Origin of the sequence: Thiocapsa sp., from assembly GCF_018399035.1 — a bacterium.
In the GTDB taxonomy this organism is placed as follows: Bacteria; Pseudomonadota; Gammaproteobacteria; order Chromatiales; family Chromatiaceae; genus Thiocapsa.
The window spans coordinates 3,511,778-3,538,534 of the sequence record NZ_CP073760.1; the positions used below are offsets into that span (position 1 = coordinate 3,511,778).

General features: G+C 64.8%; 24 protein-coding genes and 1 pseudogene. 14 read left to right on the plus strand and 11 right to left on the minus strand.

From position 1 onward, the window contains the following. Positions 1-23: 23 nt before the first annotated feature. From KFB96_RS15965 to KFB96_RS15970, 3 genes are read left to right on the plus strand one after another with little or no spacing between them, the layout of a single operon-like run. Positions 24-1,181, plus strand: a complete 1,158-nt coding sequence (locus tag KFB96_RS15965; protein WP_213457514.1) for a hypothetical protein — start codon at positions 24-26, stop codon at positions 1,179-1,181. A 16-nt stretch (positions 1,182-1,197) separates the two neighbouring features. Further along, a complete protein-coding gene (locus KFB96_RS26885; RefSeq protein ID WP_300970399.1) occupies positions 1,198-1,461 on the plus strand; it encodes a hypothetical protein in 264 nt (87 codons plus the stop codon). Continuing rightward, the gene (locus KFB96_RS15970; RefSeq protein WP_300970400.1) at positions 1,425-2,819 is read left to right on the plus strand and encodes a Na+/H+ antiporter NhaC family protein; all 1,395 of its coding nucleotides are present in this window, start codon (positions 1,425-1,427) and stop codon (positions 2,817-2,819) included. Before KFB96_RS26885 ends, KFB96_RS15970 begins: the two co-directional genes overlap by 37 nt. Positions 2,820-2,919: 100 nt before the next feature. On the opposite strand, the gene KFB96_RS15975 is transcribed toward KFB96_RS15970, so the two are convergent. Together KFB96_RS15975 and KFB96_RS15980 are read right to left on the minus strand one after the other, a co-directional pair. After that, positions 2,920-3,093 carry a hypothetical protein gene (locus tag KFB96_RS15975; protein WP_213457510.1) on the minus strand — a complete coding sequence of 58 codons (174 nt, stop codon included), beginning with the start codon at positions 3,091-3,093 and terminating at the stop codon, positions 2,920-2,922. A 19-nt stretch (positions 3,094-3,112) separates the two neighbouring features. Further along, positions 3,113-4,579 carry a GntP family permease gene (locus KFB96_RS15980; RefSeq protein WP_213457509.1) on the minus strand — a complete coding sequence of 489 codons (1,467 nt, stop codon included), beginning with the start codon at positions 4,577-4,579 and terminating at the stop codon, positions 3,113-3,115. A gap of 88 nt (positions 4,580-4,667) precedes the next feature. Here KFB96_RS15980 and KFB96_RS15985 point away from each other — a divergent pair, with 88 nt between their 5' ends. After that, positions 4,668-5,753 carry a patatin-like phospholipase family protein gene (locus KFB96_RS15985; RefSeq protein WP_300970401.1) on the plus strand — a complete coding sequence of 362 codons (1,086 nt, stop codon included), beginning with the start codon at positions 4,668-4,670 and terminating at the stop codon, positions 5,751-5,753. Here the strand turns inward: KFB96_RS15985 and KFB96_RS15990 are convergent. Beyond that, positions 5,750-6,859, minus strand: a complete 1,110-nt coding sequence (locus KFB96_RS15990; protein ID WP_300970402.1) for a phospholipase A — start codon at positions 6,857-6,859, stop codon at positions 5,750-5,752. The genes KFB96_RS15985 and KFB96_RS15990 overlap by 4 nt on opposite strands. Positions 6,860-7,164: 305 nt before the next feature. On the opposite strand from KFB96_RS15990, the gene KFB96_RS15995 reads away from it, so the two are divergent. Continuing rightward, on the plus strand, positions 7,165-8,067 hold the full coding sequence (locus KFB96_RS15995) for a DUF6268 family outer membrane beta-barrel protein (RefSeq protein WP_213457505.1): 903 nt from the start codon (positions 7,165-7,167) through the stop codon (positions 8,065-8,067). A 4-nt stretch (positions 8,068-8,071) separates the two neighbouring features. Then, complete coding sequence (locus KFB96_RS26890) at positions 8,072-8,329, plus strand: zeta toxin family protein (RefSeq protein ID WP_366931496.1); 258 nt, start codon at positions 8,072-8,074, stop codon at positions 8,327-8,329. 317 nt (positions 8,330-8,646) lie between these two features. Here KFB96_RS26890 and KFB96_RS16000 read toward each other — a convergent pair whose 3' ends face one another. Further along, positions 8,647-9,264: a Uma2 family endonuclease gene (locus KFB96_RS16000; RefSeq protein WP_300970403.1), complete on the minus strand. Its 618-nt coding sequence runs from the start codon at positions 9,262-9,264 to the stop codon at positions 8,647-8,649. A 189-nt stretch (positions 9,265-9,453) separates the two neighbouring features. Between KFB96_RS16000 and KFB96_RS16005 the strand changes: the two genes are divergently transcribed. From KFB96_RS16005 to KFB96_RS16020, 4 genes are read left to right on the plus strand one after another with little or no spacing between them, the layout of a single operon-like run. Further along, positions 9,454-11,292, plus strand: a complete 1,839-nt coding sequence (locus KFB96_RS16005) for an SLC13 family permease (protein WP_213457503.1) — start codon at positions 9,454-9,456, stop codon at positions 11,290-11,292. 27 nt (positions 11,293-11,319) lie between these two features. Beyond that, the gene (locus tag KFB96_RS16010; protein ID WP_213457501.1) at positions 11,320-12,900 is read left to right on the plus strand and encodes a cache domain-containing protein; all 1,581 of its coding nucleotides are present in this window, start codon (positions 11,320-11,322) and stop codon (positions 12,898-12,900) included. Positions 12,901-12,922: 22 nt separating this feature from the next. Then, complete coding sequence (locus KFB96_RS16015; protein ID WP_213457499.1) at positions 12,923-13,462, plus strand: hypothetical protein; 540 nt, start codon at positions 12,923-12,925, stop codon at positions 13,460-13,462. A 19-nt stretch (positions 13,463-13,481) separates the two neighbouring features. After that, entirely contained in the window at positions 13,482-14,000 is a 519-nt protein-coding gene (locus KFB96_RS16020; RefSeq protein ID WP_213457497.1) for a hypothetical protein, read from the plus strand. A gap of 170 nt (positions 14,001-14,170) precedes the next feature. On the opposite strand, the gene gltS is transcribed toward KFB96_RS16020, so the two are convergent. Continuing rightward, positions 14,171-15,403, minus strand: a complete 1,233-nt coding sequence (gene gltS / locus KFB96_RS16025) for a sodium/glutamate symporter (protein WP_213457495.1) — start codon at positions 15,401-15,403, stop codon at positions 14,171-14,173. Between the two features lie 339 nt (positions 15,404-15,742). On the opposite strand from gltS, the gene KFB96_RS16030 reads away from it, so the two are divergent. Beyond that, positions 15,743-16,510, plus strand: coding sequence for an efflux RND transporter periplasmic adaptor subunit (locus tag KFB96_RS16030; RefSeq protein ID WP_300971720.1), 768 nt, complete (start codon positions 15,743-15,745; stop codon positions 16,508-16,510). Positions 16,511-16,525: 15 nt separating this feature from the next. Then, positions 16,526-19,219, plus strand: a complete 2,694-nt coding sequence (locus KFB96_RS16035) for an efflux RND transporter permease subunit (RefSeq protein WP_213457492.1) — start codon at positions 16,526-16,528, stop codon at positions 19,217-19,219. Between the two features lie 75 nt (positions 19,220-19,294). On the opposite strand, the pseudogene KFB96_RS16040 reads toward KFB96_RS16035, so the two are convergent. Continuing rightward, positions 19,295-20,638, minus strand: a pseudogene (locus KFB96_RS16040) (dihydrolipoyl dehydrogenase); the annotation flags it as partial. Between the two features lie 202 nt (positions 20,639-20,840). On the opposite strand from KFB96_RS16040, the gene KFB96_RS16045 reads away from it, so the two are divergent. Next, positions 20,841-21,647 (plus strand): 20S proteasome subunit A/B, encoded by an 807-nt coding sequence (locus KFB96_RS16045; protein WP_213457488.1) that lies wholly within the window; start codon positions 20,841-20,843, stop codon positions 21,645-21,647. Between the two features lie 206 nt (positions 21,648-21,853). Beyond that, positions 21,854-22,702, plus strand: coding sequence for a polyphosphate kinase 2 (gene ppk2, locus KFB96_RS16050; RefSeq protein ID WP_213457486.1), 849 nt, complete (start codon positions 21,854-21,856; stop codon positions 22,700-22,702). 242 nt (positions 22,703-22,944) lie between these two features. On the opposite strand, the gene brxL is transcribed toward ppk2, so the two are convergent. From brxL to KFB96_RS16075, 5 genes are all read right to left on the minus strand, one after another. Continuing rightward, on the minus strand, positions 22,945-24,984 hold the full coding sequence (gene brxL, locus KFB96_RS16055; RefSeq protein ID WP_213457484.1) for a protease Lon-related BREX system protein BrxL: 2,040 nt from the start codon (positions 24,982-24,984) through the stop codon (positions 22,945-22,947). A gap of 62 nt (positions 24,985-25,046) precedes the next feature. Then, entirely contained in the window at positions 25,047-25,313 is a 267-nt protein-coding gene (locus KFB96_RS16060; RefSeq protein WP_213465758.1) for a hypothetical protein, read from the minus strand. Continuing rightward, positions 25,303-25,608 (minus strand): UPF0175 family protein, encoded by a 306-nt coding sequence (locus KFB96_RS16065; RefSeq protein WP_213457482.1) that lies wholly within the window; start codon positions 25,606-25,608, stop codon positions 25,303-25,305. Before KFB96_RS16065 ends, KFB96_RS16060 begins: the two co-directional genes overlap by 11 nt. Before the next feature lie 217 nt (positions 25,609-25,825). Further along, positions 25,826-26,239: a PIN domain-containing protein gene (locus KFB96_RS16070; protein WP_213457480.1), complete on the minus strand. Its 414-nt coding sequence runs from the start codon at positions 26,237-26,239 to the stop codon at positions 25,826-25,828. Continuing rightward, entirely contained in the window at positions 26,232-26,498 is a 267-nt protein-coding gene (locus KFB96_RS16075) for a hypothetical protein (RefSeq protein ID WP_213457478.1), read from the minus strand. The genes KFB96_RS16070 and KFB96_RS16075 overlap by 8 nt, the downstream gene beginning before the upstream one ends. Between the last annotated feature and the right edge of the window lie 259 nt (positions 26,499-26,757).

Here is a 26,757-nt window from a genome sequence, read left to right on the forward strand (position 1 = left end):
CCGAGACGCCCCGGAGAGTCCAAGTGAGCCCGATTCCAAACGCTCCGATCCGGAGCCACTTTCCCCGCTTGCTCCTAGGCGCCGCGCTGGTGTTGGGAGGTGGGGCCTTCGGCGCCGAGCCGACTGCGGTCGAGGCCCCAACCGGGAAGGACCCGGTCGTCGACCACCTGACCCGGGGTCAGGTCTACCTGGATCGCGGCGAATACGCCCGCGCCGTGCAGGAGTTTGAGCAGGTCCTGCGCTTCGACAACCTGCCACCGGACCTGCGTCAGCAGGCCGAGATCTATGCCAAGGCGGCGAAGGGCTATCGGGAGGGCGAGCGGCTGAGCGCCTTCGGCTTTGCGGAGACCGGCGGCGGCTTCTACCGAGAGAACGTCACCCGCACCACCAATGCACTGGGCGGCGACCCCGTCCGCGATTGGTTCTGGGAGGCCCGTGTCGGTGGCGGATTAGGCTATATCGTCACCGACGCCATCACGATCGACGGCAACCTTGACTATCAGTTCCGCTACTACGACGACACCGATCGGCGCGACGACGAGGATCTGCGCTGGAACGCCGCGGTGGTCCAGTCGCTCGCCAACGGCAGCCAGTCGATCGGCGTCCGCGGCCGGGCGAGCTATCGCGGTGGTGACGGCTATCGCCAGGACTACGGCCTGTTCCTTAATCGCGCATTCGTCCTCGACTCGGATAACCGGATCACGCTCGAGGGGGAGCTCCGCTCCCGTGAATACCCCTCGGGCCGCGAACGCGATCGCAGCCGCGATATCGCCCAGGTCTGGCTGGGATGGACGCGCAATCTGATGGACGGAAAGGCTGCCGTGACCTTCAGCATCAACGGCGGGCGCGAGTGGGCGACCCATGATCGCGAGGGCGGGGACCAAACCATCTACGGCGCCCAAATCGACTGGAGCATGGACTTCAATGAGCGCGTCGGCGCCTTCCTGTTCGGTTTATGGGAGCACAACGGCTACCACGACGACGTTGCAGACGGTGACGCGCTGGATCGTACGCTCACGCCCGAGCTTGACATCTACGAGCTCGGCGGCGGGCTGACCTATGCGTTCGCCCCCGGCTGGTCGCTGCGGCCCGAGGTGCTGTACATCCGCGACGAGGGCAATACCCAGTTCAGCGACTACAGCGCAACCGAGATCTGGATGATGGTCCGCAGATCCTTCTGACCCCCCGGGAGCAGTCATGTCCGACGAAAGCTTGAGCGAGCTGTCCGTGCCCCAAGCCCGCCGGGGGGGCTTCCGGTTCCCGAGCGCGGTGACGACGCTGGTGATCGTCACCGTGCTGGTCTGGGTGGCAGCACTCTTCATCCCGCCAGGGCAATACGCCACCGATGCGGACGGGTCCCCGATTCCGGGCACCTACGAGCGGATCGACTCCCCCTCACCCTCGGCGAGCGGGTCGAGCAGTTGGTGCTTGCGCCGGTCAACGGCATCTATGGGCTGCTGAGTCCGGTCGCGGGGTTCGTCGACACCCAGACCATCGGGCGTCTATTCGGCCAGATCGGCGTGATCGTCTTCATCATGTCGATCGGCGCCTTCATCTCCATCAGTTTCGCCACCCACAGCCTGGAGGTGGCGGTGGCAGCCCTCGCCAACCGCCTGCGCTCCAAGGGATGGCTGCTGATTGCCGCGGTCATGGTGCTGTTCTCCCTGCTCGGGACCACCATGGGCTTTTCGGTGGAGACCCTCGGCTTCTATGCCCTTTTCATCCCGCTCATGGCCGCGCTCGGCTACGACCGCCTGGTCACCGCCGCAATGATCATCGTCGGCTCGATGGTCGGGGTCATGGCGGCGACGGTCAATCCTTTCTCCATCGGGGTCGCCGCCGGGGAGGCCGGGGTCGGTATCGGAGACGGCATCGTCCTACGGTCGATCCTATGGGTGATCCTGACCGCGATCGCCGTAGGCTGGGTGCTGCGCTACGCGGCGCGCGTGCGAGCGGACCCGAGCCTCTCCATGGTCGGATTCGACGAAACCGCCGTGGGGGCGACGTCCGACGTCGCGGCCGCCGAGCAGGCCGCGGGTGGCGCGGCGGGCAAGGGCGGGGGCACCGCGAACGCGAACGCGGCCGATCGGACCCTCACCGGCACGCAGAAATGGGTGCTCGCGATCACCGCCTTCGCCTTCGGACTCATGATCTTCTCGGTCATTCCCTGGGCCAGCCTCCTCGGCGGCACGACCGGACCGGCGGATTACTATGTCACCCATGAGGTCGCCGGGGTCGAGCCCTTCTGGTTCGAGCTGGACTGGTGGTTCCCGCAACTGGCGATGCTGTTCCTGATCGCCTCGGTGGTCGTGGGCATGGTGGCGCGAATGGACGAGCGCGAGATCGTGCGACTCATCGCCGCCGGCGCCGCGGACATGATGGGGCCCGCCATGGTCATCCTGCTGGCGGGCGGCATCTCGGTGATCATGACCAACACCCAGACCCTCGGCACCATCTTGAATGCGATGGAGCAGTTGATCACGGGGGCCTCGGCGGCGGCCTTCGCCGTCGCCGCGATGCTGGTGAACATCCCGCTGGCGTTCCTGATCCCGTCGAGCTCCGGTCACGCGGCACTGGTGATGCCGCTCTTGAGTCCGCTGGCGGACTTCGCCGGGGTGGGACGCCCGCTCACCATCACCGCGTGGATCCTCGGCCACGGGCTGACGATGCTGGTCTCGCCGACCAATGTCGTGGTCATGGGCGGGCTGGCCATCGCCGGAGTCGGCTATGACACATACCTGAGGTTCATGTGGCCCCTGCTGGTTGCGCTCTTCGTCGTCGCGGCCGGGGCGCTCGCGCTCGCGGCTATCCTCGCTTAAAGGAGGAGCCATGCGCATTGTAAGCTCACTGCTCGTGCTCGTGCTCGTTCTCGTTCTCGTTCTCGGCGCGGTCTGCACACGGGGGGCAACCGCTTGCGGTTCAGGGCAACGCCTTCGGCGAGGTGGTGCGGGAATACACGGCCACCGCGTCCGGACGGGTGGCCATCCGCGGCACCGACGCGATCCGCGAGCGTGGCTCTGACGTCGTGGTCGTGCCGCAACGGGCGAGGGCCGGGATGCAGCGCTCGGTGATGGTGAAGGGAAGCAATGTCATGTCGTTCTCCTATCGATCGTCAAAAGGATCCGAACAGGGTCCCGAGCAGGATCACCGCCGCCAGTGCAAGTAAGGCGCCGACGATGGCCACCATGACGATGTCGAGATAGCTCTCCTTGTGGGTCGCGCCGCAGACGGCAAGCAAGGTTACCACGGCGCCGTTGTGCGGCAGACTGTCCAGGGTGCCGGCACCGATCACCGCAACCCGATGCATCAGCGCCGGGTCGATCCCAAGCTCGGCGGCGAGCTGTACGTAGGTCGGCCCCAGTGCCTCCAGTGCAATGGTCAGTCCGCCGGACGCCGAGCCGGTGAGCGCGGCCAGCACATTCGTGGAGACCGCGAGCGAGACCAGCGGACCGCCCTCGATCCCGAGCACCCAGTCGCGCACCAGCTCGAAGGCCGGCATGGCGGCAACCACGGTGCCGAATCCGACCAGACAGGCGACGCTGATCACCGGCAGGACCGAGGCGTTGAGACCGGCATCCACGGTGTCGCGCAGGCGCGGCAGCCGGCGCCGGTTCAGCGCCAGCAGTGCGAGGATCGCGGCCAACAGGGCGACAATCACCGACCAGATCCCGCCGACGGCTGACGGCGAGGTGGGACCCCAACGGTCTTCGGCGAGATAGCTCAGATCCAGATTGGGCAGGACCAGGAAGCTCATCGCCAGATTGACCATGACGACCACCAGCAAAGGCAGAAAGGCGACGAAGGCCGGGGGCAGATCCGGGCTGACCTGGCCCTGCTGAACCTCGGGCGGGTCGAAGGTACCGGCGACGGTGGCGCGCTCACGCACCAGCGGATCCCCGGCCGCGACGGTCACGGGCTGATCCGGGATCGCGACCGCTGCCCCCTCGTATCCGATGCCCCTGCGGCGCGCCGATGCCTCGCCCCGCCCCAGCCACCAAAGCCCGAACAGCAGCATGATCGCCGCGGCGATCAGGCCGAGACCGGGCGCCGCGAAGGGTGTGGTGCCGAAGAAGGGCATGGGGATGGCGTTCTGGACCGCGGGCGTACCGGGAAGCGCAGTCATGGTGAAGGTCGAGGTCCCGAGTGCAATGGCCGCGGGGATCAGGCGGCGCGGGATATTCGCATCCCGGAACAGCGTCTGGGCCATGGGCACCAGCACGAAAAAGGCAACGAACAGGCTCACACCGCCATAGGTCACCATCGCGCCCGCGAGCACCACCGCCAGGATGGCCCGACGTGCGCCGAGACGCTCACCCATGAACCGCGCGACGGACTGGACCGAGCCGCTGTCCTCCATCAGCTTGCCGAACAGCGCGCCGAGCAGGAAGATCGGAAAGAATTGGGCAACGAATCCGACCGTGCCCGTCATGAAGGTCTGCGTCCAGTGCGCCAGCAGCGGCTCGCCCGCGAACAGGGCGGCAACCAGGGCGGCGGCCGGGGCCAACAGCAGGACGCTCCATCCGCGGTAAGCAAAGCCAATGAGGAGCGCGAGCCCCAACAGAATACCAATGAGACCCATGGCGAGAGCGCCCTCGAAAAGCTGATCGGATGTTTGTCGCGAGTCTATGTATCATCATTTCATAGTCAATCGATTCCAGACTCTCACCGTGACACCATCCCCAGCGAAAAAAATCGACCTCGGTCTCCAGGGCGGCGGCGCACATGGCGCCTTCACCTGGGGCGTGCTCGACCGCTTGCTTGCCGAGGAGCGCATCGAGATCGAAGGCATCAGCGGCACCTCGGCCGGAGCGATGAACGCCGTGGTTGTGGCCGATGGCCTGGCTGCCGGCGGACGCGAGTCGGCGCGCGAGGCACTCTCGCGTTTTTGGCGCGCGGTGAGCGACGCCGGACGGAACAGCCCGATTCAGCGCACCTGGCTCGACCAGATGCTCGGCCGCTGGACGCTCGACTTCTCGCCCGGCTTTCTGACCATGGACCTGTTGAGCCGGCTGGTCTCGCCCTACGAGATGAACCCGCTCAACATCAACCCCTTGCGTGATCTGCTGGCGGCCAATGTCGACTTTGATCGCGTCAACCGCTGCGATCCGCTGAAGCTCTTCATCAGCGCCACCAATGTCCGCACCGGTCAGCCGCACGTCTTCAAAAAGCCGAACATCACGGTCGATTCGGTCATGGCCTCGGCCTGCCTGCCGCTGATGTTCCAGGCGGTGGAGATCGACGGCGAAGCCTACTGGGATGGCGGCTTCATGGGCAACCCGGTCCTCTACCCGCTGATCGAGGAGACCGCCGCGCGTGATCTCGTCATCGTGCAGATCAACCCGCTGGTGCGCGAGAGCCTGCCCCGCACCGCGCGCGACATCCTCAATCGCATCAACGAAATCGACTTCAACTCAAGCCTGGTGAAGGATCTGCGTGCGATCCTCATGCTCAAGCTGCTGGGCAGCGCCCCGGAGCACCAGGACGAGCGCCTGCGCGATCTGGCCATTCATCGCATCCACGCCGAGCAGGAGCTCGTCGATCTGGGCGTGTCCTCGAAGATGAACGCCGAATGGGCGTTTCTCCAATACCTGCACGACATTGGCTGGCGCACCGCCGACGCCTGGATCACCGACCACTGGGACGACCTGGGTGTGCGCTCGACCTATCCGCTGGAGCATGTGCTCTGGGGCCTGGACAGCATCATGCGGGACGCCGCCGATGCCGCGACCGCTCCGCCCGATCCCACGCCTTAGAGGATGTCGTTCAACGCCATACCGATTCCGATCGTATTCTGCTTCCAGTTGTAGTCGATCAGGCTGTCGCCGTAGCCGGTGAAGGCGCGGACGTAGACACGCAAGGGTCCGAGCACCTGCGGCGACATCCAGGTCAACTGCGCGGCGCCCTTGTCGGTGCTCGGATTGCCGCGACCCATGAGGGTGAAGCTATGATCGCGCCACGTGTAGAAGGCCGTGATGTCGCCGTAGCCGTAGTAGTCCGTGATATCGGGATTGTCGTCGTCCGAGTCACCTTCGTCGATGCGCACCCACGGCCGCAAGACCAGGGCGAAATTGCCCCTTTCGATACCGATCGAGGCGATGATGCGGTCCCAACTGCGTGAGATGGGGTCGGATCGGCCGTTGGATTGGTGGTTGTAACCGACGTTGAGCAGGCGCCAATCAAACCCGCCGAAGCTGATATCCGGCCGGAAGCTGACCATCAGCTCGGGCATATAGTTGGTCTCGCGAAAGGGGCGCGAGATCTTCTCGTTGTAGACCTGCCATTGACTCATCTGCGAGTAGGCGGCCCACACCCCGAAGCGTCGATTATCCGTCGACCACACCCGGAACTTGAAGCTGAGCTGAAAACGCGCCTCGGTGTTGTCCAGGTCCTGCTCGTCGGCTTCGAGGGCATCGAAGAGCGGCGAGAATGGCCGGTTGTTGATCCGGTTGGTGTAATTGCCGATCAGCAGGTAGTTGGGGTTATAGAAGCTGATGTCGTAAGCGCTCGACCCCGGATCGAAGGCCCATGCCTTGTCGATCAGCGAGGTCTCGGCGGTGGTTCGGCTCTCGGTCGTGCTCGGCGTTTCGCCGACCGACAGGGGTGCCGCAGGTGCCGACATGGCGCTCCGCTCCGGGACCGTTCCGCCGGAGGTCTGCGCGGCGACGGGAAGACGCCCGCTGGCCCGGTCGTAACAGGCGAGCCGCGCATGATCGGCCTGGATTGCCGCACAATCGGCGATGCTCGGCGATGGAGGATCGGCGCGGACCGGACCGCCCTGGGTCAGGGTGGCCGCCATCAGCGCCGTAGCGCCGAGCCCCTTGAGCTGCTGAACCAGCATGATTCGGTATTCCTCTGACATTGTTTTGGGCATCGTCCGGTTGGCGTCCTATCCGGAATCCCGGCATGGATATCCGCGTTGTTCGTCGACGTCTCGGACACTCCATCAGGGTGCGCGCGCAATCCGGGGCGAGTCCGAAAAGCCGGCGAGAGCGATCGATCCGCCGCCGCGAAGCTCGCGTGGTCATGTCGCGAATCGGCAGAGGTCGGTTTCGAAAAGAGACCGGAACCCAACCGGACTCGAATGCTGGTCCGGCTCGATCTCGGAATGCTATGGTCACGGCTTTTCCGCCACCCGTCCACTGATTATCCGAAGGAGTATCTCCGATGCCTGCGCCTTGCCTCGTCCGTGTCGCCTGTGCCGCCGTGCTGTCGACCGGGGTTACCGCGGTCTCCGTGGCGCAAGCGCCTCCGGGTGTCAGCTTTTCCGTTGCACCGGTCGTTCAAATCGACAGCGATTTGGACTCCGGCGGCGACGCCGCCTATGCCGCGGTACTCATGTCGCTCGGAACGAATTGGGCGCTCGACGGGCAGTCGTCGCTCGGCGTGCGGCTGCGTCTCGACTACGAGGACTGGAACTTCGACAAACCACTCGGATTCGGCGGTGCGGAGCCTTGGGACAGGCTGTACCGCGCCGGTGTCTCGGTACCCTACGGGTTCACGACCGAGGGCGGCTGGCGGTTGGGTGTGACACCGACGATCGAGTCCTCGGGCGAATCCGGCGCCAACTTCTCGGACACGCTCGAATACGGCGCTACTGCCTCGGTATCGCGCGCCGTGCGGCCCGATCTCACCCTCGGGGTGGGCGTGGGCGTCTTCGAGAAGATCGAGAAGACGAGCGCCTTCCCCTTCCTGATCATCGACTGGCGGATCAACGATCGCCTGCGCCTCACCAACCCCTTCCCCGCCGGCCCGGCCGGGCCGGCGGGTTTGGAGCTGTCCTACGCGCTCGATTCGGGCTGGACTGCGGGCGTTGGCGCAGCCTATCGCTCCTATCGCTTTCGCCTCGACTCCGACGGCCCCTTCCCCGACGGCGTCGGCGAGCACAGGCTCATCCCCGTCTTCGTCCAGCTCGGGCGCGACCTGACCGAGAACCTAAGTTTCAAGCTCTATGCCGGTGCAGCGACCGGGACCACCCTAAGGGTCGAGGACGAGAAGGGACGACGGCTGTACGAGGAGGATCAGGATCCGGCGGTCATGCTGGGGGTGTCGTTGATCGGGCGTTTCTAGGGCCATCGATCGATGGCAAGCCGCGGGGTACCGCGTCAAGCTCATCTTTCTGCAGCTCGCCAGCCCAGAGGAAGCGATCGCTCGCGTGGCGGAGCGCGTCAAGCAAGGTGGTCATGACGTCCCGCAGGCCGTGATCCGAAGACGTTTCGCGCTCGGGCGTGAGAACTTCGAGCGCCTGTATTCTCGGAAGGTCGACGCTTGGGCGCTATACGATAACTCCGGCGCACGACCTGTGCTGATCGGGTGGAGCGAGAAACAATGAATCACCAACCTATCGAAAATGCACGCGATGCCGACCTGCGTCACTCCGAGGTCGCTTTACAACGCGCTGCCCGGCGTGCGCGCGAGATTGCGGCGAGAACAGGTACGACGATCGTGATCAGTCGCAACGGCGTCATCGAGCATGTGAAGCCCGAGGTGGAAAGCGAGTTGGACGACGCCGCTCGCGATGACAGACTGCACGCGCGGCAAAGCTCGAACGAACACGATCGGCCACGACCACCGTCACTTCGAACGCCTACCAAAGAATAAGCGCTGGGATTGGATCGATCCGCTGTTGTCCTGATCCCGGACCCGGCATCAGCCCCCTTCATCACCCCGCAACGCATCGCGATAGCCCCGAATCGCTTGCGAGGTGGTCGGCTCGTCGATGAAGCGCATCAGGAGCGGCAGATCCAAGCCGGGCAGGATTTGGCTCTCGCTTACCGGCTCGTAACGCTCGCTGCGCAAACAATAGGGCTGGATGAGGCCCTGGCGCCAGTACCAGACCTCGGCGACACCGAGTTGGCGGTAGATCTCGAGCTTGTCGATACGGCCGTGGGTCCAGACGACCTCGATGGCGAGATGCGGACGCTCCGCCGCTTCGGTCCCGAAGACATAGCACTCGTCCGGCTCGGCACCGCGGTTGCGCGCCTTGTCCTTGAGCGTCCAGGAGCCGTAGGTCGAGAAGACGATGTCGCGCTCCAGACAATAGGTCTCGACCAGGCAGCCGATCAGGGACTTGATGCTCTCGTGGGTCTGCGACGGGCTCATGACCTCGACCTCTCCTTCCAGGTAGGCGATCCGCGGGGCGGAATGATCGCCGCGCATCACGAGCAGGCGCTCGTAGTCATCCCAGCTCACGCCGGAGAAATGGATGATGCCGTCCTGGGACGGTTCGGGGTCGGGTTGCCGATATCGGGCTTGCATGGGCGACATGGGTTTCGGTCTCCGGTGTCGATCGGTTCAGGCCGCGCGCATCGCCATCGACGCTCGCACGGCAGTGCGGGCGAGATCCGTGGCTGTTTCCGATAGGATAAACGCTTTTCGGGTCGGAGCGCGGGGCTCCGGACCCGAGCGCCACCGCGCCGGGCCGGTCACGGGTCGCAGCGCCACGGAGGAAACGGCATGTCGCAAGACCTTCTGATTGTTCTTCTCATGCTGGGCGCCGCGATCCTGATGTTCGCGATCAACAGGCCGCGGGTGGATGCCGTGGCCCTCATCATGATGGTGGCCTTGCCCTTCACCGGCGTGATCTCGATGCAGGAGGCGCTGGCCGGTTTCAGTAATCCCAATATCGTCCTGATCGCGGCCATGTTCGTGATCGGCGAGGCGCTGGCCCGCACCGGGGTGGCGCGCGGCATCGGCGACTGGCTGGCCAAGCGGGGCGGCAACAGTGCCTGGCGACTTCTGGTGCTGCTGATGCTCTCGGTGGGCTTTCTCGGCTCGGTCATGAGCTCGACCGGGGTCGTCGCCATCTTCATCCCGGTGGTGCTTCGAATTGCGAGCCGGCGCCGCATCCCGGCGAGCCAGTTGATGATGCCGATGGCCTATGCGGCACTCATCAGCGGCATGATGACCTTGGTCGCCACCTCGCCCAATCTGGTCATCAACTACGAGCTCGTCCGCACCGGTGCGGAGGGGTTCAATTTTTTCTCCTTCACGCCGTTCGGGGTGCCGATCCTGCTGATGGCGACCCTCTACATGCTGATCACGCAGCGTTGGCTGCGTCCGAAGACGCCCGAGGAACCGACTGCACGGATGCGCCCGAAGCTGATGCAGTGGGTCGAGCGCTACCGGCTCGCCGATCGCGAGTACCGGGTGCGCGTGCGCCCCGACTCGCCCTTGCTCGGCAAGACGCTGGACGAGCTGAATCTGCCCGCAAAGATCGGTGTGCGGATCGTCCTGATCGAGCGGGGTCTCGGGCGTGCGCGTCAATTGCTCCCGCGCACGCCGCAGACCTTGCTGCAGGCGCACGACATCCTCTTGGTCGACGTCGATGTGGAGGAGAAGCGCATCGATGTGACCGAGTTCTGCGAGCGCTACGGGGTCGAGCTTCTGCCTCGGACCGGACGCTATTTCGTCGATCGGTCGCAGGATATCGGCATGGTGGAAATCATGATCGCCGACGAGTCGCGCTTTGCCGCCAAGACCATCGCGGAGGCGGAGCTGATGGTCCGCTCCGAGCTGACCGTGGTCGGGATGCGGCGCGGCCCGGAGGCGCACGCACCCCACGGCCTGCGCGCGGAGACCCTCAAGATCGGCGATACGCTGCTGCTCGTCGGGCCCTGGAAGACGATCCGCCGCCTGCAGGAGGATACGCGCGATCTGATCGTGCTCAATCTGCCCAAGGAGTTCGACGAATATCTTCCGGCGGCCAAGCGCGCGCCTTACGCGGTTCTGACGCTCGTCGTCGTCGTGACCCTGATGGCGACCGGCCTTGTCCCGAACGTCCAGGCCGCGCTGATCGGCTGTCTCATGATGGGGCTGTTTCGCTGCATCGATTTGGACAAGGCGTACCGCTCGATCCAGTTGAGGAGCATCGTCATGATCGTGGGCATGATGCCCTTTGCCCTCGCCTTGGACCGCACCGGCGGGGTCGACATCGCGGCGAACGCCTTGGTGGCCTGGATCGGGGGCGCCGGTCCCCATGTCGTGCTCGGTGTCCTGTTCGCGATTACGGTGCTGCTGGGCCTCTTCATCGTGAATACGGCGAATGCGGTCCTGATGATCCCGGTTGCACTTGCCGTCGCCGAAGCCTTGGGGGCGTCGCCCTATCCCTTTGCCATGATCGTCGCGCTCGCGGCATCGAGCGCCTTCATGACCCCGATCTCGCCCATCAACACCCTGGTCGCGACCGCGGGCAACTACACCTTTGCGGATTTCATTCGCATCGGCTTGCCCCTGACACTGTTGGTGATGATCATGAGCGTGCTCCTGGTGCCTTGGCTGCTGCCGCTCTATTAACCGATGAAGATCCGCCGACCAACCCGCTTGGCCCGACTCGTTCCGAGGCGGCTGGCCTCGTTCCGGTTCGCCATCCTCCTCCTCTTCTTGGTCCCGATGATGGTCACGGTGATGGCCATCGTCTACAAGATGTCGGAGCGTGCGGAGTCGGTGGTGTATCAGCTGTCGAGCCGGATCGTCGAGGAGATCGGGGAGAAGGTGGTCGCGCGCGCGACCGGGATCGTGCGGACGGCGGAGGCCCATCTCCTGTCGAACGCCGCGGTCGCCGCCGGCACGCGCGTCATCCCCGGCCAGGTTCTCTTCTCCGACCTCTTCTGGCAACAGGTGGTCTTCACCCCGGAGCTGACCGGCATCTATATCGCCGATCAGGCCGGCAACTTCGTGCAGGCCAGGACGGAGCCCGAGCCCGCGACCCGGGTCATCGATCGCCGGGTCACGCCGCCGACGGAGCGCATCATCGTCCGCGATCGCAACTACCGCCCCCTCGCGCACCTCGAGCGGGAGCCCGCATTCGACCCGCGCGAGCGACCCTGGTACAGCAATACTCGCCCGGAGCGGCGCCTGCAATGGACCGACGCCTATCGGTTCAGCGGCTCGGGACGCTTGGGAATCACGGTCACCTACCCGCTCTTGGACGACGAAGACCGCATCCTGGGCGTGCTGGGTGCGGACGCGACGCTCGACAGCCTCTCGGCGTTTCTCTCGCGCCAGGACATCGGACCCAACAGCGCGGTCTTCCTGCTCGACGACCGCGATCGCCTCGTCGCTTATCCGCATCACCTCCGGATCGGAGCCGGCCCGGACGCGGGCTCGAGCTCGAGCTCGGACAGCGGCTCGGATGCTGGCCCGACGGATACGAACGACCTGCCGACGACGAGCGAGATTGCGCTGCCCTGGGTCAGGAACGCCCTGACCTCTATCGGATCCTTCGGCGCCTCGGCCCCACCCGACCAGGCCTATCGCTCCGTCACGGACGGCCGGACCTATCTCGCGCACGTGATCTCTTTCGGCGAGGAGTTCGGCCTGCCGTGGCGGCTGGTCATCGTTCTGGACGAGGCGGATCTCCTGAGCGAGGCGCAGCGCGCCCTGCAGGAATCCATCGTGGTCTCGGCGATCATCGTCATGCTCGCACTCTTCGTGGTCTATCCGATGGCGGCGACCTTTGCGGAGTCCGTCGAGCAGCTCACCCGCAACACCCAGCTGCTGCGCCTTTTCCGGCCCGGCGAGGTCGTCCCCGTCACGTCGGCGTTTCGCGAGATCCGCGAGATGGACCAGGCGATCTGCAGCATGCGCGATACCATGGTGCTCGTGGAGAGCCGGTTGCCGACGGAGGTCGTCCGAGCGCTCGCCGCCGGGACCCTCGCCACCGAGGAGCCTGAATTCATCCGCTTGTGCGAGCAGGGTTTTTCACAGTACCGTGCAGGCGCTTGGGACGAGGCGATTGCGGCCTTCAGCGAGGCGCTGGTCTATGCCCCCGACGATCGGGTCTGCGCGCTCTTGATCGCGCACTGCGAGCGACTCCGGTCCGAAGGCGTCGCCGCTCCGTCCGGGAACCCGGGCGGCGCATCGCCCGATGCCCGCGACCCGAACGATCCGATCACGACTTGAGATTGACGAGGAGCGCTTCCTCATGGCCGATGAAGACCGCATCGACGAGGCGATCGACCGCCTGCAACGGGTCATCCGCCTGCTCGGCGAGCGACAAGAGTTTCTCGATCGACGGATCTCGGTGCTGTCGAGGTTGGCCTTGTTCGATCTCTTCGCCGTCGTCCTGACGATCTCCCTGCTCGTCATCATCTTGTCGGTCCAGGCGCCCGAGCTTCGCAATGCCGTGGCAAACATGAACATCCACTTCGGGGTCATGTCGGACGACATGTACAGTATTCGCCGCAGCATGGCCCGGATGACCGAGGATGTCGCCGGCCTGTCCGGGATCATCGCTCAGGTCGACAACATCCACGGCAGTGTCGGGCAGATGAGCGGTAATATCGGGACCATGACGGGACGCGTGGCGACCATGAATACAAACCTCGGCCAGATGACCCTGCAGGTGAACGACATGAGTCTCTCCTTTGCCGTCATGGACGACAGCCTCATGCGGATGATGCAGGACGTCAATCACATGTCCAAGCCGATGCGCTTCTTCAACCAGATGAACCCGTTTCGCTGAGCCCGCTCGGATCACGGATATGCTCGACAAGGCACAGACCGATCGGATCAACGAGATCCTCAAGGGCACGGAAGCGGACCTGACCCGACGCATCCGCGACCAGAAGAAGGCCGGTCGCAAGGCGGTCGCGCCCCGTGTCTTCTTCGTCCTGATCGGCGTCCTGGCCCTCGCCAATCTCTACTTCGTCAATCAACTGACGATGGAGATCCGGGCCATCATCTCGAACCTGAACGAGATGTACGGCCATTTCGCCACGGTCTCGGGGCGCATGTCCGAGATTCGCGACGACATGACCCGCATGGAGCAGGAGGTGCGTCTCATGCCCGTGCTGCGCGAGCAGATGGAGGCATTGGCGGTGAAGGTCGAGCGCATGAACGCGGACGTCGGCGCGATGACCGAGAGCCTGGGCGAGATGGATCGGCGCGTCGGGACCATCAACACGAGCGTCTCCGACATGGCGCTCAGATTCAGAGGTCTGAATCAAAAGGTCGGTCAGATGGGTCTGGATGTGGATCAGATGGCGCGGCCGGTGCCCTGACGGGTTGGGGGCTATCAGCGATCAGCTTCGATACCCGTAGTCAGTTGTGCTGACGATAGAAAGCACAACTTCCCCCGTCGGTTGGGTGAACACCTTGATCCACGCGGGCTGGATGGGTTTCGCTGTCGCTCTACCCATCCTACGTGTTTTGGATTTTTTTGAATTGCTTCCTAAAAGGTTCGCAGGAAGAAGGGGATCACCATCGCGTTGGTCAGGTCGATGAAGAAGGCCGAGACCAGCGGGACGATGATGAAGGCCCGGTGCGACGGGCCGAAACGCTGGGTGACCGCCGCCATGTTGGCCATCGCCGTGGGGGTCGAGCCGAGCGTGACGCCGCCGAATCCGGCCGAGACGACCGCCGCGTCGTAGTTCTTACCCATCAACGGGAACAGAACAAAGATCGTGACCGTGACCGCCAGGACAAACTGAGCCGCCAGGATGGTGAAGATCGGCCCGGCCAGATCGATGAGTGTCCAGAGCTGCATGCTCATCAGCGACATGGCGAGGAAGGCACCGAGCGAGATGTCGGCGATCAGCGCGACCGCGGGGGTGCGTGTCGGCCAGGTCACCCCGCTCCATTTTGAGAAGTTCTTGGGCACCAGATTGGTGATGAGGATGCCCGCGAAGAGGCAGGTCACGAAGAGCGGCAGCATGAGGCCGGCCTCCGCAATCGCCCTATTCAGCGCGTACCCGATGATGATGCAGATGTGGATGGCGAGGACGGCACCCAGAAAGTCCATGTGATCGACGCCTTCCTTGCGCTGATTCTCGGTCAGCCCGACATCCTGCACCTCTTCGACCACCTGGGGCGCGGGCGTGAGCTTGTGCCGCGTGATCAGGAACTTGGCGATCGGGCCGCCCATGATGCTGGCGAGGATCAGGCCGAAGGTCGCGCTGGCGATACCGATCTCCATGGCGTTGGAGATCCCGAAGTTCTCGGCGATCGAAGGCGCCCAAGCAATGGTCGTCCCGTGCCCGCCGATCAAGGACATGCTGCCCCCGACCACGCCGACCGCCGCCGGCAGATCGAAGAGCGAGGCCACCCCGATCCCGGTGAGGTTCTGCGCGAGCATGAAGGCGATCGTGATGGCCAACAGGATCAAGAGCGGTCGACCGCCGGCCAACAGATCACGCGCGCTCGCATTGATGCCGATGGTGGTGAAGAAATAGACCAGCAAGATGTCGCGCGCACGCAGCTCGAACTCGATCGCGTGCCCGGAGGCGAAATAGAGCAGCCCGAAGAGGACCGAGAAGAGCAGTCCGCCGGTCACCGGCTCGGGGATGCTGAACTCGCGCAGAAAGCCGACCTTGGTGTTCAGCAGCTTGCCGACGAACAACACGACGATACCGATCGTCACGGCAAGGAATGAATCAATCCGGATGATGCCGTCCAACAGCTCCATAGTCGTGCCTCTTGGTTGTTGGGGGAAGCGCACGCACGAGCGCACGGCTGCGTGTCTAGGCGCATCGACTTGCAGGTGCTTTGGCGTGCAACCCTGCCGGTACGCGCCGACCCGGCCCGGCCGTGCTCGGACTCCGCGAATCTTCCGCGCATCCTGCAAGCCGGTGCCGGGTCACTCGAACTCGGGGAGAGGATACCTGCTCGCCCGCGTTCGATCCATTGAGTGTGGATCGGCTGCGCTGGCTCGGCACCGTAGCGATGCCGCCCAACCCCGTACTGGCTTGATGGCAGAGGCGTCTCGAGCACAATCGGTGCTCACCGACGGGTGTTGTCGGGAGATGTGCCGGCGGCCAAGCCCGTCCGGAGACGATCAGTCCTTGGACGCCGCCTCGGCGCATGCGGCGCCGATGGCGACCAGATACTTCAGGGTCGCTTCGGTCGCCGGCGCCAGGTCGATCAGAAGCGCACGGTGCTGGAGGTCTCCCGCTCGGCGTTCGCCGCGGCGCGCAAGGATCTCGACGATACCCGCCTGACCGCCCCCTTTGGTGGGACCATCGCCCGCCGCTTGGTGGAGAACTACCAAAACGTCCAGGCCAAGGAGCCCGTCGTGAGCCTCCAGAGCACCGACGAGCTGGAGATCGTCATCCATGTCCCGGAGCGGGTGGTGCGCGGGCAGCCGAAGCGACTCGCGGGCTTCGCCCGTTTCCCCGATCAGCCCGAGCGTCGCTTCCCGGTCACGCTCAAGTCCTTCTCGACCGAAGCCGACCCGCAGACCCAGACCTACGAGGCCGTCCTCGGGGTCACGCGTTCGGAGGACACGCCGCTGTTGCCCGGCATGTCCCTGGAGGTGCTTCCCGCGGACGCGACGGTCGGCGAGGGGCCGACCAGCGTGCGCGTGCCGCTGCGTGCGGTGGTCGCCGGGACCGACGGCGCGCCGACGGTCTGGGTGGTGGACCCGGAGTCCTCGCGGGTGAGCCGTCGGCCGATCGAGGTGGGCGCGATTCAGGGTGAGGACATCGTCGTGCGCGCCGGGCTTGCGCCCGGCGAGCGGATCGTGACGGCGGGCGTCAACCATCTGCGCGACGGCATGCCGGTCCACGCGCTGTAGGCTCCGGAGAGCGCCATGAATATCGCGGCCTACACCTTGCGCAAGCGCACCATCGCCTGGTTGGCTTGTCTGGTGCTGCTTATCGGCGGCTACATCGCCTACCAGCAGCTCGGGCGCTTCGAGGACCCGGAGTTCGTCATCCGCCAGGCGGTCATCGTTACCCCCTATCCGGGCGCGCTGCCGTCCCAGGTCGCCGAGGAGGTGACCGACGCCATCGAAGGCGCGGTTCAGCAGCTCCAGGAGGTCAAAGAGGTCACGTCCGTTTCCACCCTAGGCCAGTCGCGGGTCTCGGTGGAGATCGACCTGCGCTTCGCCCGTACCAAGGACGACCTCGAACAGGTCTGGGACAAGCTGCGGCGCAAGGTCGCGGATGCCCAGCGCCTGTTGCCGCCGGGAGCCGGCCCCTCGGTGGTGAACGACGACTTCGGCGACGTCTACGCCCTCTTCTTCGCAGTCACCGGCGACGGCTACCGCCTGGAGCAGATTCGCGACTATGTCGAGGACCTGGCGCGCGAGCTGGTGCTGGTGCCGGGCGTGGCCCGGGTCGCGACACAAGGGGCACCCCAGGACGCGATCTTCGTCGAGATTGCCGCCGCGAAGGCGGCTCAGCTCGGCGTCTCCCTGGAGCAGATCCATCAGGTCCTGCGCGAGCGGAACCTGCTCGCCGCGGCAGGCGATCTGCGGGTCGGACCCCAACGGGTGGCGGTCAGCCCGACGGGGCAGGTCGATTCGGTCGAGGCGATCGGCAACATCGTCCTCGCCTCGTCCGGCGGCGATCGGGTCATCTCCTTGAAGGATGTCGCGACCATCACCCGCGGGGTGCTGGAGCCGCCGCGCGCCCTGGTGCGCTACGACGGGGAGCCCGCCATCGGACTCGGGGTCTCCAATCTCGCCGGCGGCAACGTGGTCGCCATGGGCGACGCGGTGCGCGCACGCCTGGCGGAGCTCGAGTCGCAGCGCCCGGTGGGCATGGCGCTCAACGTGATCTCCTACCAGTCCGACGCGGTGCGCACGGCGGTGGACGGCTTCGTCGCCAACCTGGTGGCTGCGGTGGTGATCGTGGTCCTGGTGCTGGTGCTCTTCATGGGCCTGCGCAGCGGCCTCATCGTCGGCGCCATCCTGCTGCTCACCGTGGCCGGCACGCTGATCGCGATGCATCTGGACGGGATCGCCATGCAGCGCATCTCACTCGGCGCGCTCATCATCGCGCTGGGGATGCTGGTGGACAACGCCATCGTCGTCACCGACGGGATCCTGGTGCGGCTGCAGAAGGGCGAGGAGCGCACCCGGGCCGCCGTCGAGGTGGTGCAGGCGACCCAGTGGCCCCTGCTCGGTGGCACCGCAGTGGGCATCCTCGCCTTCAGCGCTATCGGCCTCTCCCCGACCGACATGGGCGAGTACGCCGGGTCGCTGTTCTGGGTGATCCTCTACTCGATGCTGTTGAGCTGGCTGCTCGCGGTGACCCTGACACCGCTGTTCTGCGTGAGCTTCCTCAAGGTCAAGCCGATGGAAGGAGCGGGCGCCGGCTCTGGCCCCGTTCTCGGGCGCTACCGCCGCCTGTTGCAGGTGCTGCTGCGCCGGCGTCTCGGCACCGGCATCGGCCTGCTGGCCCTGCTCCTGGCCGCGGTGCTCGGTTTCGGCGCCGTGCCGCCCGGATTCATGCCCGAGTCGGCGCGGTCGCAGTTCGTCGTCGACCTCTACTTGCCCCAGGGCACGGACATCGCGGTGACCGCCGCGGAGCTTGCCGAAGTCGAGGCCCACGTCCGCGGGAAACCCGGGGTGAACCATGTCACCGGCTTCGTCGGTCAGGGCGGCTTGCGTTTCATGCTCACCTACGTGCCGGAGGACCCGAACAGCGCCTACGGCCAACTGCTGGTCGACGTGGAGGACGCCGCTCTGATCGCCCCGCTGATCGCCGAGCTGCAGACGGAGCTCGAGGCACGCCATCCCGATGCCGCCATCAAGGTGTGGAAATTCATGCTGGGGCGCGGCGGCGGCAAGAAGATCGAGGCGGCCTTCCGCGGTCCCGACCCGGAGGTACTGCGCGCGCTTGCCGAGCAGGCCAAGGCAGTCATGGCGAACGACCCGGACGCCGTGGCGATCCAGGACGACTGGCGGGAGAAGGTGCCGGTGCTCCGCCCCGCAGTCGAGGCGATCGCCCTGCCGCCCGGCTACGCGCTGGAGTGGGAGGGCGAATACAAGGCATCGCGGGAGGCGAACGAGGGGTTGGCCCTCTCGGCGCCCTACGGCTTCGCGGCCATGGTGCTCGCGGTGGTGGTGATGTTCAACGCCGTCCGCCAGCCGTTGGTGATCTGGCTGACGGTTCCGCTCGCGATCATCGGGGTCACGATCGGTCTGCTGCTCATCCGCGTGCCGTTCGAGTTCATGGCGATCCTGGGCTTCCTCAGCCTGATCGGCATGCTGGTGAAGAACTCGATCGTCCTCGTCGACCAGGCGGACGCCGAGCGGCGCGACGGCAAGGCCGGCCTGGACGCCGTCCTCGACGCCGCGGTGAGCCGTGCCCGGCCGGTCTTCCTCGGCGCCTTGACCACCATCCTCGGCGTGGCGCCGTTGCTCCTCGACCCCTTCTTCAAGAGCATGGCCGTGACCATCATGTTCGGGCTCGCCTTCGCGACTGCACTCACCCTGGTCGTGGTGCCGCTGCTGTACGCGGTGCTGTTTCGGATTCCAGACGCTCCAGCTCCGTAATCCCCCGCCGTTCTTGGCATCGACCTTGGAATAGAGGTCGTAGAGTGCGGCCTGTAGGGCCTCTTCGATGACCGGGTGATAGAAGGGCATGCGCAGCAGATCGCCGACGGTCAGAGCCTGCGCGATCGCCCAACAGAGCAGATGGGCGAGGTTCTCGCCTTTAGGTCCGATCATCTCGCTGCCCAGAATGCGGCCGGTCGCCTTGTCCGCGTAGACGCGGATGACCCCTTTGTTCTTGCCCATGATGAGGGCCCGCCCGACCGGGGCAAGCTTGATCTGTCCGACCGCGGTGGTCTCAGGGTCGAGCGCGTTCCAACGCATCCCGACGGCGCAGATGTTGGGGTCGCAGAAGTTGATGAAGAGCGGGACCTTGCGGCGGAAACGCTCGGGCGCAGCGGTGTCGATACGCGCGGCGTTGTAGCCCGCGATCTTGCCCTCGTCGCCGGCCTCGTGGAGGATGGGCCGGTATCCGGAGACGTCGCCCGCGATGAAGACCGGCAGGGCGCCGACCTGCATGCTGTTCGGATCGAAGGGCGGGATACCGCGAGCGTCGAGCGGGACACCCAGGTTTTCGAGCCCAAGGCGTTCCACATTGGGTACGCGCCCGATACTGCAGAGTACCTTGTCGACCAGAACGCTCCGATCGCCCGCGGTGACGCGCAAACGCTCGCCTTCCGCGGCAATCTCGGCGGGGGCGCCCAGATGGATGGGAAACTCCTTGCCGAGCAGCTCGATGGCGGACTGGTTGACCTCCGGGTCTTGAGCCCCGGCAATGTGGTCGACCGCATCGAACCCGGTGATCTTCACCCCCATCCGGGCCAGGCTCTGGCCGATCTCCAGACCGATGGTCCCGAGCCCGATCACGGCCATGGCTGCAGGCAGGTCCTCGAGCTCGAAGATGTCGTCGGTGGTGATGACGCGGTCGCCGAACGCCTTCCAGGGCTCGGGCACCAGAGGTCGGGACCCGGTCGCGATGACGACCGCCTTGGCGCGGATCCGCTGACCGGCGACCTCGATCAGGGTCGGCTCGACGAAGCGGGCGTAGTCCTGAACAAAGAGATCCGCCGGCATGTCGTCGGTACTGCTGCCGAGGACACGATCCACGAAGGTGTCGCGCAGGTCCTGGACATGCTCGAGCGCCTCGGGGATATCCAGGGTCATGCCCTCGTGACCGTCGATGCCGAACTTGCCCAGATGCGTGCGCCGATGATAATCCTCGGCGATCTGAATCATGGCCTTGGACGGCATGCAGCCGACTCGGGCACAGGTTGTCCCCGGCTCGCCGCCGTTGATCAGGACGAAGCTCTTGCCGGCTCGGCGGACCTGCCCCATAGCGCTCAGTCCGGCGGTGCCGGACCCGATGATGGCGACGTCGACGTTGCGTTCTTCCACTTGGCGCCCTCCGGAAATGCGTTGCATGTCGTCGACATTGTCTATCGAGGGGCTCCGGCCTGACAATCACCGGCGCGGCTGCGGGAAGCCTTGAAGGGATCCGGACAAGCCTCGACGCTTTTCGTCGACCTCGTCCGTTGCGAATCCGATCACCCGCTGTCCGGCTCCGTCGACACGGCCGGTGCCGCCGCTCCAGACCTGTTGTTCAATCCACCCGAGGGATGCCCGAATGACCTATTGCGTTGGACTCTGCCTCGACCAGGGGTTGGTGATGGCGTCCGACTCCCGCACCAACGCGGGCGTCGACTACATCTCCTCCTACAGCAAGCTGCACCTGTTTCAGCCGGCACCGGACCGGATGTTCATCCTGCTCGCCGCCGGAAACCTGGCGACCACCCAGGAGGTGTTGAACCGGATCCGTCGCGATCTCGATCAAGCGGCAAATCCGAGTCAAACCGATCCGGCCCCTGCCGTCACGCTCGCGAGCGTGAACTATCTGTTCGAGGCGGCGAACTATATCGGCCAGGTCAACCTAGCGGTCCAGAACGAGCATGGTCCCGCGCTGCGGCAGATCGGTGCGAGCGTTGAAGCCACCTTTATCCTGGGCGGACAGATCGCCGGGCAACCCCACGGACTCTTCATGATCTACCCTCAGGGAAACAGCATCGCGGCCACGCCCGAAACGCCCTTTCTGCAGATCGGCGAAAGCAAATACGGCAAGCCAATCTTGGATCAAATCGTGGCGCCGGCCCTCTCGCTCAACGACGGGGCACGCGTTTGCCTGGTCTCGCTGGCCGGGACGGCGCGCTCCAACCTGACGGTCGGTCCGCCGTTCGAGGTCGCGATCTACCCGAAAGACGCCTTGACGCCGTCGCACCGCCTCCGGCTGGAGGAGCAATCGGCGGAGCTCGAGACCATGACCCGCGATTGGATCGAGAGTCTGCGCCACGCCTTCTTCGGTCTTCCTCACTTTCCGTGGGAGCAGTCAGACACGGCAAGCGCCGAGTCCGAGAGTCCGCATCAGATGCAGAGTTAAACCGCGCCCGGCGCGGTATGCGATGGTTGTGGATGGGATCGGCCCCGGCAGACTTGACGAGCGCCGGAGCTAGCGCGGTTTAAGGTCATTTTCCGGGCCGAACCGACGACGCTGTAGGAACGGACGTCGTGGCGACCGTGGGGGGCGACTTCAGTCGCCCCGTGCCCGTCTCCGGGCGAGGTCAATCACAACGAGGAGGCGAACCCATGCCGAAACATGACGGTAAGAAGAAAGCGAAACGCGAGGAGACGGCCCCCGAAAAGACCGCCCCACGGGAGAAGCTGCGCCGCAAGCACTACGAGCGCGAGCTCGGCGAGCTTCAGATCGAGCTCAGCGCCCTGCAGGCGTGGATCAAGCGCACCGGACAGCGCGTCGTCATCGTCTTCGAAGGCCGCGATGCCGCCGGCAAGGGCGGCACCATTCGCGCGATCACCGAGCGCCTGAGTCCACGCGTCTTTCAGGTGGTCGCACTACCGGCGCCCTCCGACCGCGAGAAGACACAGCTCTACATGCAGCGTTATCTGCATCATTTCCCGGCCGCCGGCGAGGTCGTCATCTTCGATCGAAGCTGGTACAACCGCGCCGGGGTGGAGATCGTGATGGGGTTCTCCACCGAGGACGAGCGCGATCACTTCCTGACAGCGACCCCCTGGTTCGAGAACAACCTGGTCGAGCAAGGCATCACGCTGATCAAATACTGGCTCGAGGTCGGCGAGGCCGAGCAGGAGCGGCGTTTCCGCGCCCGCATCGAAGACCCCGTGCGGCAGTGGAAGCTCTCTCCGATGGACCTGGAGTCCCGCAAGCGCTGGTACGAATACTCACGCGCACGCGACCTCATGCTGAGCGCCACCGACACGGATGCGGCCCCTTGGTCGATCGTGCGCTCCGACGACAAGAAGCGGGCACGCCTCAACGTGATCCGCCACCTGCTGAGCCAATTCCCGTACGACCCGCTTCCGAAGACCAAGGTGAAGCTGCCGGATCGCGACATGGAAGACGCCTACGACGACCAGGTGACGATGGCCGATCGGAGATGGATCCCCACGCATTGGTAACAGATCGTCCCTCGACCGGTTGCCCCTCCACTCCCGACGCACCGCAACTGCGGTGTCCTCGCAGACAGATCTCCAATCGGCGGCCTGCTCCCCGCTCAGCCGCTCACAACTTCGATCTAAACCGCGTCCAGAGCGATATGCGTCATTTTCGTTTTGCGTTTGGCTTTGGAGATGCCCTCGATCTCGGTGAGACGCGGTTTAAAATTTAATTCGGAGATTGTGCGATGGCGAGTCCCACGCAGTCAGGTCAGCCCCAGCGCCTTGAACGCCGCCTGGCGCATGTCGCCGAAGAACACCGGATCGACGTGCTCGAGCACGTCCGGGTTCACGTCCAGGAACTGCCGCTTGTTTTCGATCGGAATCAGCGCGCGTTTGCCGCCGTTGTCCATCGCAACCTGGAGGGGCTCGGTGAGAGAGCGCACGGGCTTGATGTTGCCTTGGATGCTCATGTCTCCGAGCACCAGCAGTGCAGGCTGGGGCGGCGCCTTACGCAACGCGGAATAGGCCGCGACAAAGAAGGCGACGCCGATCTCGGCCTCGACCTTGTTGCCGAGCAGATCGATGACCTCGACGTGGAAGTCGGAGGTGTCCAGCTCGCGCGGCACGCCGAAGGCGCTCTTGCTTGCACAGAGAAAGCTGAAGGCGCGGTTGACGGACTCCTTCATGGATCCGCTCACGCCGCCGGCGAATTTCAGTTTTCCGGTTCCCGACGAGAGCGTGATCTCGACGCGATAGAGTCCGACCGTGCCGTCTCCGCTGACCGAGGCGGTGTAGAGCGTCCCGGGCGGCAGCGGATCGGCCGAAATGAGATCCCGACCGCCTTGCTCCGCCACCCCGACGAACCTCTCTTCGCCCGTGTCGTTCACCAGATAGCTGAAGGAGGTCTGGTAGTATTCGAAGGAGCCCATTTTCTTGAGCTGCTCCTTCACCCGGCGACGGCCCTCCAGGGCCAGCTCGAGGAGCTCGGCGAGATCCTCGCGAGACACCTGCCCATGCGGGTGGAGGATCTTCACCAGGCCCGAGACGGTTCGCCGCACCGCCTTGCGATCGCGGGCGTTCAGGTGTGATCCGAGCGCAAAATAGTGGTCGATGATCTCGGTGAAATTGTGCTTGCGCAGCTCCCGCAGGGCCTCGGCCAGATAGTCGATCACGAAGCCATAGTGGTCGGTAAAGTGCTCGTTGCGCATCTTCGGCACTTCCCAACCCGGCAGGTAGAAGTGCAGCCGATCGATGAAGGCCATGTCGTCGCGGATCACGTCCGGCATGGGCGCGAACAGGTGACCGGTCTGCACCATGACGTCGATCGGCTGCTGGGTGTTGCCGAACATGGCGATGCTGGCGTAGCCCGCCATCGCCTCCTGGCCCCGCTGGAACTGGCCGGATTCGCAGAAGGTCTTCAGCGTCGTGATGACCTCCTTGGGCATCTTCTGCAGATCGGCGACCTCGTCGAAGCCGACCACATCCCAGATCATCAGCATGCCCTTCTGCTTGCCGTTCATGTGGCCGAACAGGTTGGCCACGGTCGTCGGGCCGGTGAGCAGGGCGGCGTAGGGCGAGAGCTCCTGCACCGCGTAGCTCTTGCCGGTGCCGCGCGGACCGAGCTCCACCAGGTTGTAGTTGCGCTCGCAGAGCGGGATCAGGCGGATCAGGAACAGAAGCTTGAGCCGCCGCTCCATCGCCGTCGGCTCGTAACCCATGCTGCGCAGGATGAAGTCGAGCCACTCGTCGGTGGTGAGCTCCGCGCGCAGCCGACGGTACTCATCCAGATCGAAACTGGCGAGCTGGATCGGCGTGAGCTTGTCGATCCAGAAGGGGTTCTTTCCCTTGGTCTCCTCGTCGTATTCGAAGCGCATGTCCACCTGCGCCCAGATGCCGCCGGTCAGAAGCCGATCGAAGTCGCGCACGTAGTGGTCGGGGATGTGCACGTGGTTGTGCCCGAAATTCGTCACGTCGGCCCAGTACCGGGAGTCCACCAGACGGACCTTCACCTTGTCGATGAAGGTGTGACGACCGTTCTCTTTGACCTTGCTCTGGGCCTTCGTGCTCTCGTCCGGGCGGATGTAGTTGTCGGCCAGCGTGTCGTTGACCACCTGCAGACCCATCTGGATCGCCATCTCGTCGGATGATGCGCAGTACTTCCCGAGCAGGTACTCCAGGACGAAGACCGGGACGTTGGCGCCGACTTTGACCTTGCGGACGAGATCTTTGCGGACCACCTTGCCGGCGAAGACGCGGTTGACCTTGTCGTCGAGGGGATCGCGGGAGGGTGGGGAGTTGGTCATAGGGTTCGGGGTTCGGGGTTCGGGGTTCGGGGTTCGGGGTTCGGGGGTTCGGGGTTCGGGGTTCAGGGTTCGGGGTTCAGGGTGCAGGGTGCAGGGTGCAGGGTGCAGGGTGCAGGGTGCAGGGTGCAGGGTTCACCCAAGATGGCCTGAAAGGCATGGGCGACCGCTCGCTCATCAAAGCTTAGACCAACATCACGCAGTGCCTGCACCAGCATCGCCGGCGATTCAACCCGCCCATCACGCGCAGCCTGCAACACGATACTCAAGGTGCCCACCACCGGCACACCCAACGCGTGTGCCGCCCGCGGTGCCTCCCGATCATCGATCACCGCGACAGCACCGCTGGTGACCGCCAGACTCAGGAGCGTAAACGCGTTTCAGCGCGTCCAGGTCGGCCAGTATCTCCTCCCCGGTCTGCTGGAAGGGTGTCACGCCGTATTTGCCGAGGGCATCGATGAACTCGGCGCGGGAAACGCCCGCGATCTCCGCAGCACGGCCCTGACTGACACGTTCCAGTTCATACCACTTCACCGCTGCCGCCAGGCGCAGTTCTCGAACGAATTCCTCGGGGTCCCGGCGGACGCTGGCCAGAACGCAGGGATCGATGTCGAAGGCTAGTTTCATTGGGGCCTCGGGGTTCGGGGCTTTTGCCCCCACGGCGTTGCTGCACTTTCGCAAGAATTACGTTCCAACACATTGGCTCAGGCTGTTCGCCCTCGGGCGCTGCCTGATCGTACAAGGCTCAACCGCGTTCACAGGATGCTTCGGCGCGGTCCGCTGGCACCAACCGGAATCATCAGCGCCGACACGGCTCCAGCCTGTTCGAGCGCATCGCTGTTCATCAGGGCTGCTCCCACAAGGATCGAGCCGCGATCTCTTTGACCCGAAACATGGGCTTGCCCGGCTTCTCCCCGGAGACGAACTCGTCGGCACCCGCGGTAACTGCCACGGCGATATGGATCGCGTCCATGGCGGCAAGACCATAAGACTGCGCGAGAAGCTTGGCCGAATCGACGAGCATGGAGGACCACGGCTGATGCTCTGCGCGGGCAAAAACGGACTGGTAAAAGGCGCTCTCCGCCACCTGTCTGTAATGGATCGCTTTAGGCATCACTTCCAACCAGAGCGCGTCGCTGACGATCAAGATGCGATCGGGATCTTCCAGGATCGCCAACGCCGTTGCGAACAACGGCGCGCGTGCAGACCACGCGGCGATCAGCAGGTTGGCATCGATGGCGGTACGCCGTTTACTCATCAGACAGACCACCACGGCGGCGCCGGACCTCTTCGCTGATCTCATCGGCACTTCGCAATTCGCCCCCGCTCGCGAGGTACGCCTTGCGCGCCGCGAGAGCCAGTCGACCGATTTCGGTGCGAGGCTGATAGTCCTCGGCCATCGGATCGTCCGTCAGTCGCTCAACGGTAATCCTGACGAGAACGCCCACCGGCAGATCATCCGGCAGCTGTACCTGGTGGTCGGTCGAAACCTTTGTTTCAAAGGTCAGGCTTTGCATCGCTTGGTCCTTTTTCAATAGTGCTAAACCGCGCCCAGTGCGGTATGCGATGTTTTTGGATGGGATCGGCCCCGGCAGTTTTTGACGACCGCTGGAGACGGCGCGGTTTAAGAAATTAAATAAAAATAGATCATTTTAAATCGCGTCCACGTTAAGGGCCGTTGATGCACCAAACGTCGAGTTCACTCGAAAGTGAGCATCTCGCTCTGGACGCGGTTTAGAGACATTGGTCAGCGTGGCATGTTTCGTCGGCGTTCCG